Here is an 18,063-nt window from a genome sequence, read left to right as displayed (position 1 = left end):
TTACACCTCCGCCGGAACTTGCTTGTGCCAGTCGGTCGCGCGCTGGAACGCGTCGGCGACCTGCAGCATCCGGGCTTCGTTGAAATAGTTGCCGATGATCTGCAGGCCGACCGGGCGCTTCGCGTTCGCGCCCGCGCCGAAGCCGCACGGCACGCTCATGCCGGGCAGGCCCGCGAGGCTCACCGACAGCGTGTAGATATCCGCGAGATACATCTGCACCGGATCGTCGCCCTTCGCGCCGAGATCCCATGCGACCGTCGGCGACGCCGGGCCCATGATCACGTCGCAGGACTTGAACGCTTCCTGGAAATCGTTCGCGATGATGCGGCGGATCTTCTGCGCCTGCAGGTAATACGCGTCGTAGTAGCCGTGCGACAGCACGTACGCGCCGACGAGAATCCGGCGCTTCACCTCGGGGCCGAAGCCTTCGGCGCGCGACTTCTTGTACATGTCGAGCAGGTCGCCGTACTGCGCGGCACGGTGGCCGAAGCGCACGCCATCGAAACGCGACAGGTTCGACGACGCTTCCGCCGGCGCGATCACGTAGTACACGGGGATCGACAGTTCCGTCTTCGGCAGCGATACCGGCACGAGCGTCGCGCCGAGCGCTTCATAAGCTTTGAGCGCCGCGTCGATCGTCGCGCGCACGTCGTCGGCAAGGCCCGCGCCGAAATACTCGTTCGGCAAACCGATGCGCAGGCCCGCGAGCGGCTTGCCGGCGTCGTTGCCGGCCGCCCACGGCTGGCCGAGATGGCGCGTGAAATCCTCGTCGTCGCGCTCGAGGCTCGTCGAGTCGCGCTCGTCGAAGCCGGCCATCGCGTTCAGCAGCAACGCGCAGTCGGACGCGCTCTGCGCCATCGGGCCGCCCTGGTCGAGCGACGACGCGAACGCGATCATCCCGTAGCGCGACACGCGGCCGTAGGTCGGCTTGATGCCGGTCACGCCCGCGAACGACGCGGGCTGGCGGATCGAGCCGCCGGTGTCGGTGCCGGTCGCGGCCGGCGCGAGGCGCGCGGCGACGGCGGCCGAGCTGCCGCCCGAGCTGCCGCCCGGCACCGCGTTCGTGTCCCACGGGTTCTTCACCGCGCCGAACGCCGAATTCTCGTTCGACGAGCCCATCGCGAACTCGTCCATGTTGGTCTTGCCGAGCGTGACCATGCCGGCCGCCTGCAGGCGGGCGACGACGGTCGCGTCGAACGGGCTCTCGTAATTCGCGAGCATCTTGGAGCCGGCGGTCGAGCGCCAGCCGCGCGTGACGAACACGTCCTTGTGCGCGATCGGCAGGCCGGTCAGCGCGCCGCCCGCGCCGCGCGCGAGTTCGGCGTCGGCGGCTTTCGCCTGCGCGAGGGTGAGGTCGGCGTCGACGTGGACGAACGCGTTCAGGTCGCGCGCGGCGTCGATCCGTTTCAGATAGTGCTGCGCGAGCTCGACGGCCGAGCATTCCTTGGCGGCGAGCGCGGCGCGCAGTTCGGTCAGGCTTTTTGCGTGCATTGAGTGGTTTTCCTGGGAATTCTGGGTGGCGCGCGGCGCTGGACGGCCGGCGCGCTTGTCATCGAATGCTTACTCGATCACCTTCGGCACCAGATAGAGGCCGTCCTGGACGGCCGGCGCCGGACGCTGGTTGTCGTCGCGATTGACGACTTCCGTCACGGCGTCGTCGCGCAGGCGCTGCGCGACTTCCTGGATCTGTTCGATCGGGTGGGCGAGCGGCGCGATGCCGGCGGTATCGACCGCCTGCATCTGTTCGACGAGGCCGAAGAATTCATTGAGCTGGCCGAGCATGTGCTCGGCGTCGGCGTCGGCCATTTCGAGTCGCGCCAGGTGCGCGATGCGTTTCACATCGGTCAGGGTCAGGGCCATGCGATCACCGGAAAAACAAGGCTGCGCAGTGCATCGACAGCAGCACTGCGGCGGGGGGTTGGAGGGTGCGATCCCACCCTCAAAAATCGGGGCCGAAGCGGCAAAAATACCGCCCGTTTCGATTCAAATACCGTGAAATTATAAGGTATCATTACGCGTTCGACCCAAACCCGGCAGCCTTTTCCCGCACCGTTTCGCCCCACTTCGGCAAGCCGTGCGTGCTTCGTGCGATCCCCGGTAGACATCACTCGCAGCTTCGTGCGCCGCGGCGGCCGCTTCCGCCACGCTTCCCGAGGCTGTTATTTTTTCCGCTGCCGCCCTCAGCGCTCGCTATGCAGGGCCGGCCCAGAGCGAAACAGGATTCTGAATGTTCGGTTTTTTGCGCAGCTACTTCTCCAACGATCTCGCGATCGACCTCGGCACCGCAAACACCCTGATCTACATGCGCGGCAAGGGCATCGTCCTCGACGAGCCGTCCGTCGTGTCGATCCGCCAGGAAGGCGGCCCCAACGGCAAGAAGACGATCCAGGCGGTCGGCAAGGAAGCCAAGCAGATGCTCGGCAAGGTGCCGGGCAACATCGAGGCGATCCGCCCGATGAAGGACGGCGTGATCGCCGACTTCACCGTCACCGAGCAGATGATCAAGCAGTTCATCAAGACGGCGCACGAGTCGCGCATGTTCTCGCCGTCGCCGCGCATCATCATCTGCGTGCCGTGCGGCTCGACCCAGGTCGAGCGCCGCGCGATCAAGGAAGCGGCGCACGGCGCCGGCGCGTCGCAGGTCTACCTGATCGAGGAGCCGATGGCGGCCGCGATCGGCGCGGGCCTGCCGGTGTCGGAAGCCACCGGCTCGATGGTCGTCGACATCGGCGGCGGCACGACCGAAGTCGGCGTGATCTCGCTCGGCGGCATCGTCTATAAAGGCTCGGTGCGCGTCGGCGGCGACAAGTTCGACGAGGCGATCGTCAACTACATCCGCCGCAACTACGGGATGCTGATCGGCGAACAAACCGCCGAGGCGATCAAGAAGGAAATCGGCTCCGCGTTCCCGGGCTCCGAAGTCAAGGAAATGGAAGTGAAGGGCCGCAACCTGTCGGAAGGCATTCCGCGCAGCTTCACGATCTCCAGCAACGAAATCCTCGAAGCGCTGACCGATCCGCTGAACCAGATCGTGTCGTCGGTGAAGATCGCGCTCGAACAGACGCCGCCGGAACTCGGCGCCGACATCGCCGAACGCGGGATGATGCTGACGGGCGGCGGCGCGCTGCTGCGCGACCTCGACCGCCTGCTCGCGGAAGAAACCGGCCTGCCGGTGCTCGTCGCGGAAGATCCGCTCACCTGCGTCGTGCGCGGTTCGGGCATGGCGCTCGAGCGCATGGACAAGCTGGGCAGCATCTTCTCGTACGAGTGATCGTCTAAGCTGTTTCGTTGATATGACGCACCCGCGGCGTGGCCGGATCGCTCGTTTAGAACGAACCGCCGCGCCGTTTGCGCGTCTGAGCATTATTTAACCGATCACACGCGCCCGGCGCCGACCATGGAATACAGTCCGCCGCCCCTCTTCAAGCAAGGTCCGCCCGCGCTCGCGCGGCTCATCTTCTTCGTCGCCCTCGCCATCGCGCTCCTCGTGTCGGACGCGCGCTTCAGCACGCTCGAAATCGTGCGCGGCGTGCTCGGCACCGTGCTCTACCCGCTGCAACGCGCGGCGCTCGTGCCGCGCGACCTGTTCATGGGCGCGGCCGACATCGCCGTCACCGGCGCGTCGCTGCGCCACGAGAACGACGACCTCCGCAAGCGCAACCTGCAACTGTCCACGCAGGCCAACCAGGCCGCCGTGCTCACGCAGGAAAACGCGCACCTGCGCGCGGTGCTCGAACTGCGCCAGCACATCGCGACGCAATCGACGCCGGTCGAGATCCAGTACGACACGAGCGATCCGTTCACGCAGAAGATCGTGGTCGGGCAAGGCTCGCAGCAAGGCATCCAGGACGGCTCGCCCGTCGTCAGCGAGGACGGCGTGATCGGCCAGGTCACGCGCGTGTTCCCGCTGCAATCCGAAGTCACGCTGGTCACCGACCGCGATCTCGCGATTCCCGTGCAGGTGCTGCGCACCGGCCTGCGCAGCGTGATCTACGGCACGCCGAAGGGCGATTCGCTCGACCTGCGCTTCGTGCCGACGAGCGCGGATCTCGTCGCCGGAGACGAGCTCGTCACGAGCGGTCTCGACGGCGTCTATCCGCCCGGCCTGCCGGTCGCGAAGGTCATGCGCGTCGACAAGCTCGCCGATACCGCGTTCGCCCGCGTGACCTGCGCGCCGGTCGCGGCCGTGCGCGGCGCGCGCCAGATGCTCGTGCTGCATTACCGGAACGACATCCCGCCGCGCCCGGCCGAGCCCGATCCCGCCGCCGACAAGAACGCGAAGGGCAAGAAGGGCGCGAAAGCCGCCGCGAAGGCCGAGAAAGCCGACGCGAACGCGAAACCGGCCGCCGCGGCCCAGCCCGCCGTCGCGAAGCCGGCGCCGGCTGCCCCCGCCGCGCCGGCCAAGCCCGCCGCCGGGCAATCAGGAGCCCAGCGATGAACCGCCCGCAATACATCCTGCAGCCGGTCAATCCGTACTTCATCGTCTTCAGCCTCGCCGCCGCATTCCTGCTGAACCTGATGCCGTGGGGCCGCCTGCCCGGCGTGCCCGACTTCGTCGCGCTCGTGCTGCTGTTCTGGAACATCCACCAGCCGCGCAAGGTCGGGATGGGCGTCGCGTTCGCGCTCGGCATCCTGATGGACGTGCACGACGCGGGGCTGCTCGGCGAGCACGCGCTCGCCTATACGCTGCTGTCGTACGGCGCGATCACGATCCACCGCCGCGTGCTGTGGATGCCGATCGGCGTGCAGGTGCTGTACGTCACGCCGCTGCTGGTCGTCGCGCAGCTCGTGCCGTTCGTGATCCGCCTGCTGATGGGCGCCGCGTTCCCGGGCTGGCGCTATCTGGTCGACGGTTTCGTCGAAGCCGCGCTGTGGCCGATCGCGAGCCACCTGCTGCTGATGCCGCAACGCCGCCCGGTCGACCCGGACGATACGCGCCCGATCTGAGCCGGACCGACCTTGAATACCCGCCGCCCCCACGCCCGCCGCGCTCCGCGCTCCGGGGCGGCACCTCGCCCGCGCCCGCGCGCGGGCCAGATTGCCCTTAAATGACCGAATTCAACGACACCCAACAGCAGCTCTCGAAGTTCCGCCTGCGCGTCGCGGCGGCGGGCGTGTTCGTGTTCGTCTGCTTCGGGCTGCTCGCGAGCCGTTTCTTCTACCTGCAGTTGATGCAGCACGGCAAATACGCGCTGCAGGCCGAGGAAAACCGCATCTCGGTCGCGCCGATCGTGCCGAACCGCGGGATCATCACCGACCGCAACGGCGTGATCCTCGCGAAGAACTACTCGGCGTACACGCTCGAGATCACGCCGTCGAAGCTCGACGACACGCTCGACAACACGATCGACAAGCTGTCCGAGATCATCCCGATCGACGCCCGCGACCGCCGCCGCTTCAAGAAGCTGCAGGAAGACTCGAAGAACTTCGAGAGCCTGCCGATCCGCACGCGGCTCACCGACGCCGAAGTCGCGCGCTTCACCGCGCAGCGCTTCCGCTTCCCCGGCGTCGACGTGCGCGCGCGGCTGTTCCGCCAGTACCCGCTCGGCATGACCGCCGCGCACGTGATCGGCTATATCGGCCGGATCTCGAAGCGCGACCAGGATCGCATCGACGCGATGAGCGACGACAACGACAGCGACCAGGAACACTACGATCCGCGCCGCGACGCGAACAACTACAAGGGCACCGACTACATCGGCAAGATCGGCGTCGAGCAGAGCTACGAGACCGAGCTGCACGGGCTGACGGGCTTCGAGGAAGTCGAGGTGACGGCCGGCGGCCGGCCGGTGCGTACGCTGTCGCGCACCCAGGCGACACCCGGCAACAACCTCGTGCTGTCGCTCGACATCGGGCTGCAGCAGGTTGCCGAGCAGGCGTTCGCCGGCAAGCGCGGCGCGCTCGTCGCGATCGAGCCGAAGACGGGCGACGTGCTCGCGTTCGTGTCGTCGCCGAGCTTCGACCCGAATTCGTTCGTCGACGGCATCGACCAGCAGACCTGGGACGAGCTGAACAACTCGCCCGACAAGCCGCTGCTGAACCGCCCGCTGCACGGCACCTACCCGCCCGGCTCGACGTACAAGCCGTTCATGGCGCTCGCGGGCCTGACGCTCGGCAAGCGCACGCCGGGCTGGGGCTTCCAGGATCCCGGCTACTTCACGTTCGGCGGCCACACGTTCCGCAACGACGTGCGCTCGGGCCAGGGCTGGGTCGACATGAACAAGGCGATCATGGTGTCGAACGACACCTACTTCTACATGCTCGCGCGCGACCTCGGCGTGAACGCGATCGCGAACTTCATGAAGCCGTTCGGCTTCGGCCAGATCACCGGGATCGACATCCAGGGCGAGGCGCGCGGGATCCTGCCGTCGACCGACTGGAAGAAGAAGGCGTTCAAGAAGGCCGCACAGCAGAAGTGGTTCGACGGCGAGACGATCAGCCTCGGGATCGGCCAGGGCTACAACTCGTTCACGATCCTGCAGCTCGCGCACGCGACCGCGACGCTCGCGAACAACGGCGTCGTGATGAAGCCTCACCTCGTGAAGGAAGTCGAGGATCCGATCTCGCGGGCGCGCCATCTGACCGTGCCGAAGGAAAGCGAGGTGATCCCGCTGAAGGCGGGCGACATCGACGTCGTGAAGCGCGGGATGGAGAACGTGATCGAGAACCCGTCCGGCACCGCGTACAAGGTGTTCCGCGGCGCGCCGTACCTCGCCGCCGGCAAGACCGGCACCGCGCAGGTGTTCTCGCTGCAGGGCTCGAACTACAAGGGCCACCTGCTCGCCGAACACCTGCGCGACCACGCGCTGTTCATCGCGTATGCGCCGGTCGACCACCCGCAGATCGCCGTCGCGCTGGTCGTCGAAAACGGCGGCTGGGGCGCCCAGGCCGCCGGCCCGATCGCGCGTCGCGTGCTCGACTACTACCTCGTCGAGCGCCAGAACCCGAGGAACGAAGCCGCGGCCGTGGCCGCCGCCGCGTCGGCGACCGAGCCGGTGAGCGCGCCCGTGGTCGGCGACACCGCGAAGCCCGCCACCGTCGCGGCCGGCTTCACCGCGCTGCCGCAGCCGGTCGTGCCGTCGGCGGCCAGCGCGGTCGAGGCGGCATCGGCCGCGTCGGCTGCCTCGGGCGCCTCGGATACGGCCGGCGCCAGCGCCACGGCGCCCGCCGACGCGAGCGCCGCGGCACCGAAGGCCGCGAGCCTGCCGCCGATCCGGCGCCCGCACCGGCCGCGCCGGCCCGCCAGCGACGCGCAGCCGCTCGTCGCCACGCCGCGGGACGACAACCACCGTGCGACGGCCCCCGCGAAAGCGGCGGACGCCGGCACCGCTCATTAACGGAGAAAGGCATGCAATTCGACAAGCGCGCCTGGCTCGACAAGATCAAGCAGATGTTCGCGGGCTTCGACCGCCCGCTCGCCCTCATCGTGTTCCTGCTGCTGTGCGTCGGCATCGTCACGCTGTACAGCGCGTCGATCGACATGCCGGGCCGCGTCGAGGACCAGTTACGCAACATCCTGCTGACGTTCGTGCTGATGTGGGTGATCGCCAACATCCCGCCGACCACGCTGATGCGCTTCGCGGTCCCGCTCTACACGTTCGGGGTCACGCTGCTGATCGCCGTCGCGCTGTTCGGGATGACCAAGAAGGGCGCGAAGCGCTGGCTGAACGTCGGCGTCGTGATCCAGCCATCCGAAATCCTCAAGATCGCGACGCCGCTGATGCTCGCGTGGTACTACCAGCGCCGCGAAGGCGGGCTGCGCTGGTACGACTTCGTCGCCGCGTTCGCGATCCTGCTGGTGCCGGTCGGGCTGATCGCGAAGCAGCCCGACCTCGGCACGGGCCTGCTCGTGTTCGCGGCCGGCTTCTTCGTGATCTACCTCGCCGGCCTGTCGTTCAAGCTGATCGTGCCGGTGCTCGTCGCGGGCGTGATCGCGGTCGGCTCGATCGCCGTGTTCGAGGAACGCATCTGCCAGCCCGACGTGCAGTGGCCGCTGATGCACGACTACCAGAAACACCGTGTGTGCACGCTGCTCGACCCGACCTCCGACCCGCTCGGCAAGGGCTTCCACACGATCCAGGCCGTGATCGCGATCGGCTCGGGCGGCGTGCTCGGCAAGGGCTACCTGAAAGGCACGCAGGCGCACCTCGAATTCATTCCGGAAAAACACACCGACTTCATCTTCGCGGTGTTCTCGGAGGAATGGGGGCTCGCCGGCGGGCTCGTGCTGCTGACGCTGTACATGGCGCTGATCGCGCGCGGGCTCTACATCGCCGCGCAGGGCGCGACGCAGTTCGGCCGGCTGCTCGCGGGCTCGCTCACGCTCGCGTTCTTCGTCTACGCGTTCGTCAACATCGGGATGGTGAGCGGCGTGCTGCCGGTCGTCGGCGTGCCGCTGCCGTTCATGAGTTACGGCGGCACCGCGCTCACGACGCTCGGCATCGCGATCGGGATGATCATGAGCGTCGGGCGGCAGCGGCGGCTGATGAAGAGCTGACCGCGCGGCCTGCACCGCGGCACACGAAAACGGCGCCCCGGGGCGCCGTTTTTCATTGGGCGAGGGCCGCTTACTGCGGCGGCGCGTGCGGCTTGCCTGGCTCCCCGCCGGCGCCCGATGCCGGCCCCGGCGCCTTCAGCCGCGCGCTCAGCTCCTTGAATTTCAGCCCGGCTGTCTCGTCGCCCTGCGCGGCCGCCGCCGCGTAATACGCGCGCGCGATGTTCAGGTTCTGCGCGACGCCGTCGCCGCCGCGCTCGTAGAACGACGCGGTCACGTACTGCGCGATGGGCTCGCCCGCGTCGGCGGCCTGCTTGTACCACGCGAACGCCTGCCGGTTGTCGCGCGGCGTGCCGCGCCCGTCGAGGAACTGGTTCGCGAGCGACAGCTCGGCCTGCACGTGCCCCTGCTTCGCGGCCCGCAGGAACCAGCGATGCGCTTCGGCCGGGTTGCGCGCGACGAACTCGCCGTCGTCGAACATCCGGCCGTACACGTACTGCGCATGCGACATGTTCGCGTCCGCCGCGCGCTTCAGCCAGCGCAACCCTTCGTCGACGTTCGCCGTCACGCCTTCACCCGTCAGCAGCATCATCGCGTAGTTGAACTGCGCGAGGCGATCGCCGCGCTCGGCCGCATCGTGGAATTGCACGAGCGCCGCGCGATAGTCGCCGGCGTTGTAGTCGGCGACCGCCGATTGCGTCTCGTGCGACGGGTCGGGCTTCGCTTGCGGCGCACCCTGCGCGGCGGCCGCCGCACACGCGGCCCACAGGCCGACCATCGCCCCGATCCGCGCGCGCCTGCGGCACGCGCCGTCTGCGCCGTTCATGACCGTACCTCCTGCAACGCCTGCCGCGTCGCGCGCAACAGCCAGCTCACGTCGGCCGACACCGTGATCATCCGGTAGCCGGCCTCGCGATACTGGCGCGCGGCCGCCGTATCGCCGGCGAAGATGCCGACCGCGACGCCGGCCTGCTTGCCGGCCGCGAGCACGCGCGCCATCGCGGTTTCGACGTCCGGGTGGCGGATATCGCCGAGATGCCCGAGGCTCGCCGCGAGATCGGCCGGGCCGACGAACAGGCAATCGACGCCGGGCGTCGCCGCGATCCGCTCGACAGCGTCGACTCCGCGCGCCGATTCGACCTGCACGACCACCGCGACTTGCGCATTCGCCGTCTGCAGGTAGTCGCGGCGCATGCCGAACGCCGCCGCGCGTACCATGCCCGCCACGCCGCGCAGCCCGTCGGGCGATTCGGACGACGGGAAGCGCGTGAGCCGCACCGCGTGCGCGGCGTCGTCGGGCGTCTCGATACACGGGAACATCAGCGTGCGTGCGCCGGCGTCGAGCGCGCGCTTCACGAGCCACGGCTCGCGCGCCGGCACACGTACGACCGGCTCGCTCGGCAGGTGCGCCGCGGCGATCGCGCGCAGTTGCGACGCCACGTCGCGACTGTCGTTCGGCGCATGCTCCATGTCGATGCAGAGCCAGTCGTAACCGGCATGCGCGAGCGCTTCCGCGGCCGAGTCGCTGCCGAGCGACAGCCACAGGCCATACAGCGGCTCGTCACCGTCGCACAGGCGTTGTTTGAGGGAATTGGTGAGCGTGCTCATCGATACGGCCTCCGAAACGGAACGGCAATCGAACGGGGACAAGCAACAGGCGAAGCGAAACGCACGCCGCCGGGCAATCGAAGCATGGCGGCGGCGGCAGATCGCGCGCCGGAGAACGTGAGTCGGCCCGGGGCGGCCGATCTGACAACGCAGGCCGCGCAATGGCTCACGCGAGCGTTTTTCGGCGCCGCACGACGATCATAGCGCGGCGGGGTGCTCAATGCGGGAACAGACGGGGGAAGCCGTACCGATGCGGGACGGAAGGAGGCAAGGCCGCGGTGCGCGGCGACGGGCAGCCCGCGCCGGACGGCGGGGCTGCCTCGCGGGAAGGCAGGATCAGCGGCAGGGCTGGCGCTCGACGTCGGCCCAGCAGTTCGGCGTTTCGTACAGGCGCACGCGCTCGAGACGCAGATTCACGCCGTAGTGCGCGTCGTACACGTTCGCGAGGAGGTCGAACGCGATCGCCGCGAGGTTCTCGACGGTCGGGATCCGGTCGAGCACGACGGTCTTGTGGTCGGCCATCTGCTCGAGGAACGAGCGCACGACCTCGTCGCGCGCATAGACCAGGAACGCGTGGTCCCACTTGCTGACGAGGTGCTCCATCGCGAGCGCCTTCACGTCGGCGAAATCCATCACCATGCCGCGGTCGGGCGCCCCCTCGGTATCGACGAGATCGCCGCGCAGCGTGATTTCGAGCACGTAGCGATGGCCGTGCAGGTTCCGGCACTGGCTGCGGTGATCGGGGATGCGGTGGCCCGCGTCGAATTCGAGTTTTCGGGTAATCAGCACGATGTCAAAAGCCGTGGCTCAGGGAATGTTCAGATATTTATGGGTCTGCATCGACAGCCGCCACTGCGGATGACGCTTGCACCAGTCGATCGCGAGCTTCGTATTGAGGTCGCGCGACGGGCCGTCCATCGGCTGGACCAGGAAGTACTCGAAGTCGAGCTTCGCGTAGTCGGCCAGCCGCTGGTTGTCCTGCGGAACGACGACCTTCAGTTCGTTGCCCTTCGTGACGACGAGCGGCGCATCGGCCTTCGGGCTCACGCAGATCCAGTCGATCGATTCGAGCACCGGCAGCGAACCGTTGGTCTCGATCGCGATCTCGAAGCCTGCCGCATGCAGCGCGTCGACGAGCGGCTGGTCGAGCTGCAGCATCGGCTCGCCGCCCGTGCAGACGACGAAGCGGTGCGCTTCGCCCTCCGGCCACAGGCCGGCGATCGTCGCGACGAGCGCCGCGGCGTCCTTGAACTTGCCGCCGTTCTCGCCGTCGGTGCCGACGAAGTCCGTATCGCAGAAGCGGCACACGGCCTCCGCACGATCCTCTTCGCGGCCCGACCACAGGTTGCAGCCGGCGAACCGGCAGAACACGGCCGGCCGGCCCGCATTCGCGCCCTCGCCCTGCAACGTGTAGAAAATTTCCTTGACCGCGTAAGTCATCGTGCTTCGTCCGGCTCGCGCCGCTCGTTGTCGATCAGAATCCGTTGTCCATCAAGCGCTGCCCGCACAGCCGCGTCACAGCGGCGCTTCGGTCACCCGCTCGCCCTTCAGGTAGGCCTCGTAGCCGCGCTTGCGCAGCTTGCAGGCCGGGCATTCGCCGCAGCCGAAGCCCCAGTCGTGCAGTTCCGCGCGCTCGCCCACGTAGCACGTGTGCGTCTCGACGCGGATCAGTTCGACGAGCGCCTCGCCGCCGAGCTGTTCGGCGAGCTGCCAGGTCTGCGCCTTGTCGAGCCACATCAGCGGCGTCTCGAGCACGATGCGCGTATCCATGCCGAGATTCAGCGCGACCTGCAGCGCCTTCATCGTGTCGTCGCGGCAGTCCGGATAGCCCGAAAAATCGGTCTCGCACATCCCGCCGACCAGCACGCGCAGCCCGCGGCGATAGGCGATCGCCGCGGCGATCGTCATGAACATCAGGTTGCGGCCCGGCACGAACGTGTTCGGCAGGCCGTTTGCCGTCGTCTCGATCTCGATCGTACGCGTCATCGCGGTATCGCTGATCGCGCCGAGCACCGACAGGTCGATCATGTGATCGTCGCCGAGCCGGTCCGACCACGCCGGAAACTTGTGCTTCAGCGCTTCGCGCACGCCTTCGCGACACTCGAGTTCGACGCGATGACGCTGGCCGTAATCGAAGCCGAGCGTCTCGACCGTCTGGTAGCGCTCGAGGGCCCATGCCACGCACGTGGCGGAGTCCTGCCCGCCGGAAAACAACACGAGCGCGCCGTCTTTAGCGTCTGTCCGAATCACCGTGATACTCCGTGAATGTGTAGGCTCGCGTCGCACTGCGCCTCGAGGCCGGCTGCCGCCGGGCGGCCCGACGCGGCCGGCCTGCGCCGGCTCGACCAGTATAGGCAGCGCGATCGGCCGCGAATGCGGTGGCGCGCTTATACCGCTCATCGCGCGGCATCGTTGCCGCGCGCCACGGCAGGCGCGCCGCGGGCAGCCTGCCATGCGCATGAAGCGATGCGCTAAGTCATTGAGCGGGCACGGATTTTATCACGCCCCGGCGAATGCTGCCGGGCTCGCCGCCCACGACACGCGATACCCACCACAAACGAAAAACCCCAAGAACCTTCCGATTCTTGGGGTTTTAAATGCTGGTGGCCTGGGACGGAATCGAACCATCGACACGCGGATTTTCAATCCGCTGCTCTACCAACTGAGCTACCGGGCCAACGAAGAATGAAAGTATATCGAGCCCCTTTCACTTGAGCAAGGGGTTTCACAAAATATTTTTATAGCGCGCCTTCGGACGGCTTCTTGCCGAGCTCGACGCCGAGCTGCTTGAGCTTGCGATACAGGTGCGTGCGCTCGAGGCCCGTCTTCTCCGCGACGCGCGTCATGCTGCCGTTCTCGCGCGCGAGGTGATATTCGAAGTACGCGCGCTCGAACGCATCGCGTGCTTCGCGCAACGGGATGTCGAACGGGATCGCGGCCGTCTGGCCCGCGAGGCCGAGCGCCGACGCCATGTCGTCGCCGAGCGTCGGCAGCGCCGCCGCGGACGCGACCGCCGCCGGCCCCGCGGCCTGCCCGCCGGCCGCCTTCGCCGCCGCGTTCGCGGACACCGGCGCCGCGCCGCGCGCGAGACCGTGCTCGACCGACTTCAGCAGCTTCTGCAGCGCGATCGGTTTCTCGAGGAAATCGAGCGCGCCGATCTTGGTCGCCTCGACGGCGGTATCGATCGTCGCGTGCCCGGACATCATGATCACGGGCATCGTCAGCAGCCCCTGCGCCGCCCATTCCTTGAGCAACGTGACGCCGTCGGTATCGGGCATCCAGATATCGAGCAGCACGAGATCGGGCGCCTGATTCAGCCGGTATTCCCGCGCGGCCTGCGCGTTCTCCGCCGCCTCGACGACATGTCCTTCATCGCTGAGGATCTCCGAGAGCAATTCCCGGATGCCCATTTCATCATCTACCACCAGGATGGTTGCCATTTACGCTGCCTTTGTCTGCTCACTTGCTTTTGTCTTGGCGGGAGTCGCCCCGTCCTGTGCGCCCGGTTCGGCGCCTGGCGTATCGCTCGCCATCTGCAGGAAGAGGATCGACACCTGCGCACCCTCGACGGTCTCGCCGTGCATGCGATTGCGCAGATCGATCCGCGCGCCGTGCTCGTCAACGATTTTCTTGACCGTGGCCAGCCCGAGCCCCGTGCCCTTCGCCTTCGTCGTCACGTAAGGCTCGAACGCGCGGGTCAGGATGCGTGCCGGAAAACCGGGCCCGTTGTCGGACACGGTCAGACGTACCGCGACGCGCGTTTTGCCGTCGGCGTCGGGATCGCCATATTCTACTGTCTTGGTTTCGATCAACACACGCGGATGCGCGGACTCCGCAACCGAATCCAGCGCATTCTGCAGCAGGTTGTGAATCACCTGGCGCAATTGCGTCGCGTCGCCGCGAATCACCGGCAGCGACGGCGCGAGTTCGGCGACGATCGGGTTCTTGCCTTCGCCGACGCCGTACAGCCCGAGCACCTCGCTCGCCAGTTCGTTCAACTGCAGGTTCGCGAGCACCGCCGGCGGCGTGCGCGCGTATTCGCGGAAATCGTCGACCATCCGCTTCATCGCGGCCACCTGGTTCACGATCATCGTCGCGCCGCGCTTGAGCACGTCCGCATCGGACGGCGCGAGCTTGTCGGACAGCTTCATCTGCAGCCGCTCGGCCGACAGCTGGATCGGCGTCAGCGGATTCTTGATCTCGTGCGCGAGCCGCCGCGCAACCTCGCCCCACGCGACCGAACGCTGCGCGGAAATCACGTCGGAGATGTCGTCGAACACGACGACGTAACCGGACGTCTGCGGATCGTCGGCCTGCCCTTCGACCGTCGACACGAGACGCGTGCCGCGCACGAGCAGCGTCAGCGGCTCGGTTTCGCCCGGCACCTCGATCGCGAACTGCTGCTGCCAGTGACCGCGATCCCCACTGCCGCCGTCGGACGCCGCCTCGCGATCGGCGAACGCCTTGCGCACCATCGCGCCGAACCCGGCGGCCACGCCGATCCGGTCGAGCGTCGTGCCGATCAGCGAGTTGAACGGCTGCCGGAAGATCCGCTCGGCGCCGCGGTTGGCCGTCGTCAGCCGGAACTGGCGGTCGAGCACGAACACGCCGGCCGTCAGGTTCGCGAGGATGCTCTCGAGATACGTCTTCGAATGCTCGAGCGCGATGCGGTTCTTCTCGACCGCGAGCCGCGCCTCGGACAACTGGCGCGTCATCGCGTTGAACGACTGCGTGAGGAAGCCGAGCTCGTCGCGCGTCTTGATCTCGCGCTTCGGCGTGTAGTCGCCTTCCGTGATCTCCTTCGTGCCCTGCGCGAGCAGGAACAGCGGCCGCGCGAGCTGCTGGCCGAGCGCGAGCGCGAGCATCATCGCGATGAAGGTCGCGAGGAACAGCGCGAGCGTCAGCGTGCCGATGTACATCTTGCGCAGGCCCGTGCGGCCGAGCGACTTTTCCTGGTACTCGCGGTACGCGCGCTGCACGGCGTCCGCGTTGTGCGCGAGCCCGGGCGGCACCGGCTGCGTCAGCTGCAGGAATCGCTCCGCCGGCTGCAGCAGCGACGTCGTCGCATCGGGAATCGGCCGCACGACGCGCAGCCGCAGCGGGCCCTTCGCGCCATGCGCGCGCGGGTCGCCGTCGACTTCGCCCTCGATCGCCGCATACGCGCCGTGTTCGCGCGCTTGGCTCAGCATCAGCGGCGTCGGCAGGTCGTCCGGAATCAGCGCCGCGAAATTGCCCGACGCCTGCGCGACGATGTGCAGGTCGGGCGCCGCGCCCGAGCCGCCGCGGCTCGGCTCGACGATCGTCGCGTCCTGCATGCCGAACTGGTCGCGCAGCCGCAGCAGCGTGAGCGTCGTGCCGTTCGTGTTCGCATCGACGCTCGCGAGCTGGTCGGACATCAGCCGCGCCTTCGTCTGCAGATCGGACAGCGACGCATCGAGCATCCCGCGGCCGAGGTTCAGCCCGGCCGTCAGTGCCGTCTCGACGTTCACGTCGAACCACGATTCGATGCTGCGCGACACGAACTGGTACGACACGATGTAGATGATCCCGCCCGGCACCACGCCGACGAGCGCGAAGAACACCGCGAGCTTCGCGAGCAGCCGCGTGCCGAACTTGCCCTTCCTGAGGCGCACGACGATCATCCCGATCAGCCCGAGCACCACGAGCAGGAACACGAGCGCGACGACGATGTTCGTCGCGTACAGCCACGAGTAGTAACGGTCGAAGAATTCGGTGTTCGCGCTCGCGGCCGCGAGCAGCACGAGCAGCAGCAGCGCGGTCAGCGCGACGGTCGAGACGATCACGCGAATGAGGAGGCTCTTCCCGCTGGCCGCGCGGCGTACTTTATTTAGCACGTTCGGTCACCGTGAAGTTGAAGCGCTTCCAGTCCGACCCGAGCGTCCAGTCGCGGTTGTTCACGGCATCGACCTGGAACGGCTTCGGCATCAGCGCCGTATCGAGCTGCATCCGCACCGACGCCGTGTAGGTTTCGCCCGCGCGCACCTGGTTGCGGTCGATCACGTGCCACGACGTGATGTGGCGGATCACCGCGAGCGCATCCTTCAGCGACGGGAAGCCGAGTTGCAGGCCGCCCGTCGACACGCGGTACTCGCGCGTGAGCGGCTGGAACGACAGGCGGATCGTCTGCGTGACCGCCACCGGCTGCTCGTCGAACCAGTACCAGCGCGCGCGGCTCAGTTCGAAATCGGTCGTGAAGTAAAGCGGGATGCCCTTGTTGACGGCATCCTCGAGGTTCGGATTCAGCTCGAAGTCGAAACGCGCGTCCAGGCTCCAGCCGCTTCCGTCGGACTGGAGCGACGCGCGCTGCACGGCGATCGATTCGGCATGCGCCGGCCGGACGACGGCCAGGCACAGCGTCAACGCGACCAGCAAGACGGCCGCGAGCCGAAATGGAAAAAGGTGTTTGATCGTCACCGTTTCTGAAACCGCGCGTAGAAAAATCCGTCGTGATCGGTGTTCTGGTCGAGTGCGCCGGCGGCCGCCCGTCCCTGCACGCCGCCCGGCAGCAGTTGGCCGGGGGCGTCCAATCGTACCGCATCTTCGCAGGCCGCTTCAAACCAGCGGGCCTGCAATTCGCCTTCTTCGGGGAAGATCGAACAGGTCACATAAAGCAGTTCGCCGCCCGGCTTCACGAGCGGCCACAGCGCCGACAGGATGCGACGCTGCTCCGCGACGAGCGCCGGGATGTCGGCCTCGCGGCGCAGCCAGCGGATGTCGGGGTGCCGCCGCACGATGCCGGATGCCGAGCACGGCACGTCGGCCAGGATGCGATCGAATGGGCGCCCGTCGTACCACGCGTCCGGCGCGCCCGCGTCGCCGACGCACACGTTCGCCGCGAGCGACAGGCGCACGAGATTCTCGCCGATCCGCGCCGCACGCGTCGCGTCGCTTTCGAGCGCCACGACGTCCGCATCGGCGAGTTCGAGAATATGGCCGGTCTTGCCGCCGGGCGCCGCGCACGCGTCGAGCACGCGCATGCCGTCGCGCGCGCCGAGCCACTCGGCCGCGAGCTGCGCGCCGGCGTCCTGCACCGACACCACGCCGTCGGCGAATCCCGGAATGCGATCCACCGGCAGCGCCGACGCGAGCCGCACCGCATGCCGGCCGATCGCGGTCGCGTCGATCCCGCTCGCACGCAGCGTGTCGAGATACGTATCGACGCTCGCGCTGCGCGCATTCACGCGCAGCGTCAACGGCCCCTGACGCTCGCCGGCCGCGAGGATCGCCTGCCACGCGTCGGGCCAGGCGCGCTTCACCGCATCGACCCACCACGCACGGTAATTCCAGCGCGCGACCGGGTCGTCCTGCATCGCCGCGACGAGTGCGTCGCGCTCGCGCAGGAAACGGCGCAGCACCGCGTTGACCATTCCCTTCGCGAACGCGCATTCGCGCCGCGCACCGATGACGGTGACGGCCTGGTCGACCACCGTGAACGCCGGGTACGCGGCCTCGTCCGCCGGGTCGAGCAGCAGCGCGAACGCGCCGGCGAGCACCGCGTGCACGTGCGCGGGCGGCGCCTTGCTGACGAACTTGCCGATCAGCCAGTCCGCGCTGCCGAGGCGGCGCATCGTCCGGTAGGCGACGTCCTGCGTCGCGCCGCGCGCGAGTGCCTGCGCACCGGACGGCATCTGCACGAATACCGCCGACAGTGCCGCCGGCAACGCGGTGCCGCGTCGCACCGCATCGACCGCCTGCGCGGCCGCGTCGAGCGCGAAGCCGAGCGAATCGGGCGCCAGGTGCAGCGCGGCCAGGCGCGCCGGGCGGCCAGAAGAAGTCGGAGCGGAAGAACGGGGTCGTGTCATCGGTGCGGAATCGGCAAACAGGCGCGGCAATCGGGTGCGGCAAGCAAATGCGGCAAACGGCGGGATCGCAGCCGCCACATGGCCCTGCGATCCCAAACCGCGCATTGTAGCGTGCGGCCATGCTGTCCCTTTGGCCCC

Annotated in this window: 16 protein-coding genes and 1 tRNA gene; 5 read left to right on the top strand and 12 right to left on the bottom strand. The window is 68.0% G+C overall.

The window, feature by feature from the left end:
* The gene (gatA, locus tag HWX03_RS14425) at positions 1-1,491 is read right to left on the bottom strand and encodes an Asp-tRNA(Asn)/Glu-tRNA(Gln) amidotransferase subunit GatA (protein WP_175871658.1); all 1,491 of its coding nucleotides are present in this window, start codon (positions 1,489-1,491) and stop codon (positions 1-3) included.
* A gap of 69 nt (positions 1,492-1,560) precedes the next feature.
* The gene (gene gatC / locus HWX03_RS14420; RefSeq protein ID WP_006477478.1) at positions 1,561-1,860 is read right to left on the bottom strand and encodes an Asp-tRNA(Asn)/Glu-tRNA(Gln) amidotransferase subunit GatC; all 300 of its coding nucleotides are present in this window, start codon (positions 1,858-1,860) and stop codon (positions 1,561-1,563) included.
* Between the two features lie 367 nt (positions 1,861-2,227).
* On the opposite strand from gatC, the gene HWX03_RS14415 reads away from it, so the two are divergent.
* From HWX03_RS14415 to rodA, 5 genes are all read left to right on the top strand, one after another.
* Entirely contained in the window at positions 2,228-3,271 is a 1,044-nt protein-coding gene (locus HWX03_RS14415) for a rod shape-determining protein (RefSeq protein ID WP_004189550.1), read from the top strand.
* A gap of 126 nt (positions 3,272-3,397) precedes the next feature.
* Positions 3,398-4,438 (top strand): rod shape-determining protein MreC, encoded by a 1,041-nt coding sequence (gene mreC, locus HWX03_RS14410; protein ID WP_175871657.1) that lies wholly within the window; start codon positions 3,398-3,400, stop codon positions 4,436-4,438.
* Positions 4,435-4,947 (top strand): rod shape-determining protein MreD, encoded by a 513-nt coding sequence (mreD, locus tag HWX03_RS14405; protein ID WP_006482567.1) that lies wholly within the window; start codon positions 4,435-4,437, stop codon positions 4,945-4,947. Before mreC ends, mreD begins: the two co-directional genes overlap by 4 nt.
* Positions 4,948-5,048: 101 nt before the next feature.
* On the top strand, positions 5,049-7,337 hold the full coding sequence (mrdA, locus tag HWX03_RS14400) for a penicillin-binding protein 2 (RefSeq protein ID WP_175871656.1): 2,289 nt from the start codon (positions 5,049-5,051) through the stop codon (positions 7,335-7,337).
* Between the two features lie 11 nt (positions 7,338-7,348).
* The gene (gene rodA, locus HWX03_RS14395) at positions 7,349-8,497 is read left to right on the top strand and encodes a rod shape-determining protein RodA (RefSeq protein ID WP_175823021.1); all 1,149 of its coding nucleotides are present in this window, start codon (positions 7,349-7,351) and stop codon (positions 8,495-8,497) included.
* A gap of 70 nt (positions 8,498-8,567) precedes the next feature.
* Here rodA and HWX03_RS14390 read toward each other — a convergent pair whose 3' ends face one another.
* The 10 genes from HWX03_RS14390 to rsmB form a co-directional block, all read right to left on the bottom strand.
* Entirely contained in the window at positions 8,568-9,320 is a 753-nt protein-coding gene (locus HWX03_RS14390; RefSeq protein WP_175871655.1) for a tetratricopeptide repeat protein, read from the bottom strand.
* Complete coding sequence (locus HWX03_RS14385; RefSeq protein WP_175871654.1) at positions 9,317-10,102, bottom strand: aldolase/citrate lyase family protein; 786 nt, start codon at positions 10,100-10,102, stop codon at positions 9,317-9,319. The genes HWX03_RS14390 and HWX03_RS14385 overlap by 4 nt, the downstream gene beginning before the upstream one ends.
* 336 nt (positions 10,103-10,438) lie before the next feature.
* Entirely contained in the window at positions 10,439-10,891 is a 453-nt protein-coding gene (gene queD, locus HWX03_RS14380) for a 6-carboxytetrahydropterin synthase QueD (protein ID WP_175871653.1), read from the bottom strand.
* Between the two features lie 18 nt (positions 10,892-10,909).
* Positions 10,910-11,542 carry a 7-carboxy-7-deazaguanine synthase gene (gene queE, locus HWX03_RS14375; protein ID WP_006482565.1) on the bottom strand — a complete coding sequence of 211 codons (633 nt, stop codon included), beginning with the start codon at positions 11,540-11,542 and terminating at the stop codon, positions 10,910-10,912.
* A 75-nt stretch (positions 11,543-11,617) separates the two neighbouring features.
* Positions 11,618-12,352: a 7-cyano-7-deazaguanine synthase QueC gene (gene queC / locus HWX03_RS14370; RefSeq protein WP_175823025.1), complete on the bottom strand. Its 735-nt coding sequence runs from the start codon at positions 12,350-12,352 to the stop codon at positions 11,618-11,620.
* A gap of 351 nt (positions 12,353-12,703) precedes the next feature.
* Positions 12,704-12,779: transfer RNA gene (locus HWX03_RS14365), tRNA-Phe, on the bottom strand.
* Between the two features lie 61 nt (positions 12,780-12,840).
* Positions 12,841-13,542, bottom strand: coding sequence for a response regulator transcription factor EsaR (gene esaR, locus HWX03_RS14360; RefSeq protein ID WP_174388632.1), 702 nt, complete (start codon positions 13,540-13,542; stop codon positions 12,841-12,843).
* Positions 13,543-15,957, bottom strand: coding sequence for a sensor histidine kinase EsaS (esaS, locus tag HWX03_RS14355; protein ID WP_175871652.1), 2,415 nt, complete (start codon positions 15,955-15,957; stop codon positions 13,543-13,545).
* Complete coding sequence (locus tag HWX03_RS14350) at positions 15,947-16,537, bottom strand: DUF4390 domain-containing protein (protein WP_175823026.1); 591 nt, start codon at positions 16,535-16,537, stop codon at positions 15,947-15,949. Before HWX03_RS14350 ends, esaS begins: the two co-directional genes overlap by 11 nt.
* Entirely contained in the window at positions 16,534-17,925 is a 1,392-nt protein-coding gene (gene rsmB, locus HWX03_RS14345; RefSeq protein ID WP_175871651.1) for a 16S rRNA (cytosine(967)-C(5))-methyltransferase RsmB, read from the bottom strand. The genes HWX03_RS14350 and rsmB overlap by 4 nt, the downstream gene beginning before the upstream one ends.
* Between the last annotated feature and the right edge of the window lie 138 nt (positions 17,926-18,063).

Origin of the sequence: Burkholderia sp. BCC0397, from assembly GCF_902832865.1 — a bacterium.
Lineage (GTDB): Bacteria > Pseudomonadota > Gammaproteobacteria > Burkholderiales > Burkholderiaceae > Burkholderia.
This window is presented reverse-complemented; position numbering and strand designations above follow the sequence as displayed.

Excerpts from the sequence above, each read along its gene's own strand:
- gatA (WP_175871658.1), bottom strand. The coding sequence starts at position 1,491 with ATGCACGCAAAAAGCCTGACCGAACTGCGCGCCGCGCTCGCCGCCAAG.
- gatC (WP_006477478.1), bottom strand. The coding sequence starts at position 1,860 with ATGGCCCTGACCCTGACCGATGTGAAACGCATCGCGCACCTGGCGCGA.
- HWX03_RS14415 (WP_004189550.1), top strand. The coding sequence starts at position 2,228 with ATGTTCGGTTTTTTGCGCAGCTACTTCTCCAACGATCTCGCGATCGAC.
- mreC (WP_175871657.1), top strand. The coding sequence starts at position 3,398 with ATGGAATACAGTCCGCCGCCCCTCTTCAAGCAAGGTCCGCCCGCGCTC.
- mreD (WP_006482567.1), top strand. The coding sequence starts at position 4,435 with ATGAACCGCCCGCAATACATCCTGCAGCCGGTCAATCCGTACTTCATC.
- mrdA (WP_175871656.1), top strand. The coding sequence starts at position 5,049 with ATGACCGAATTCAACGACACCCAACAGCAGCTCTCGAAGTTCCGCCTG.
- rodA (WP_175823021.1), top strand. The coding sequence starts at position 7,349 with ATGCAATTCGACAAGCGCGCCTGGCTCGACAAGATCAAGCAGATGTTC.
- HWX03_RS14390 (WP_175871655.1), bottom strand. The coding sequence starts at position 9,320 with ATGAACGGCGCAGACGGCGCGTGCCGCAGGCGCGCGCGGATCGGGGCG.
- HWX03_RS14385 (WP_175871654.1), bottom strand. The coding sequence starts at position 10,102 with ATGAGCACGCTCACCAATTCCCTCAAACAACGCCTGTGCGACGGTGAC.
- queE (WP_006482565.1), bottom strand. The coding sequence starts at position 11,542 with ATGACTTACGCGGTCAAGGAAATTTTCTACACGTTGCAGGGCGAGGGC.
- esaR (WP_174388632.1), bottom strand. The coding sequence starts at position 13,542 with ATGGCAACCATCCTGGTGGTAGATGATGAAATGGGCATCCGGGAATTG.
- rsmB (WP_175871651.1), bottom strand. The coding sequence starts at position 17,925 with ATGACACGACCCCGTTCTTCCGCTCCGACTTCTTCTGGCCGCCCGGCG.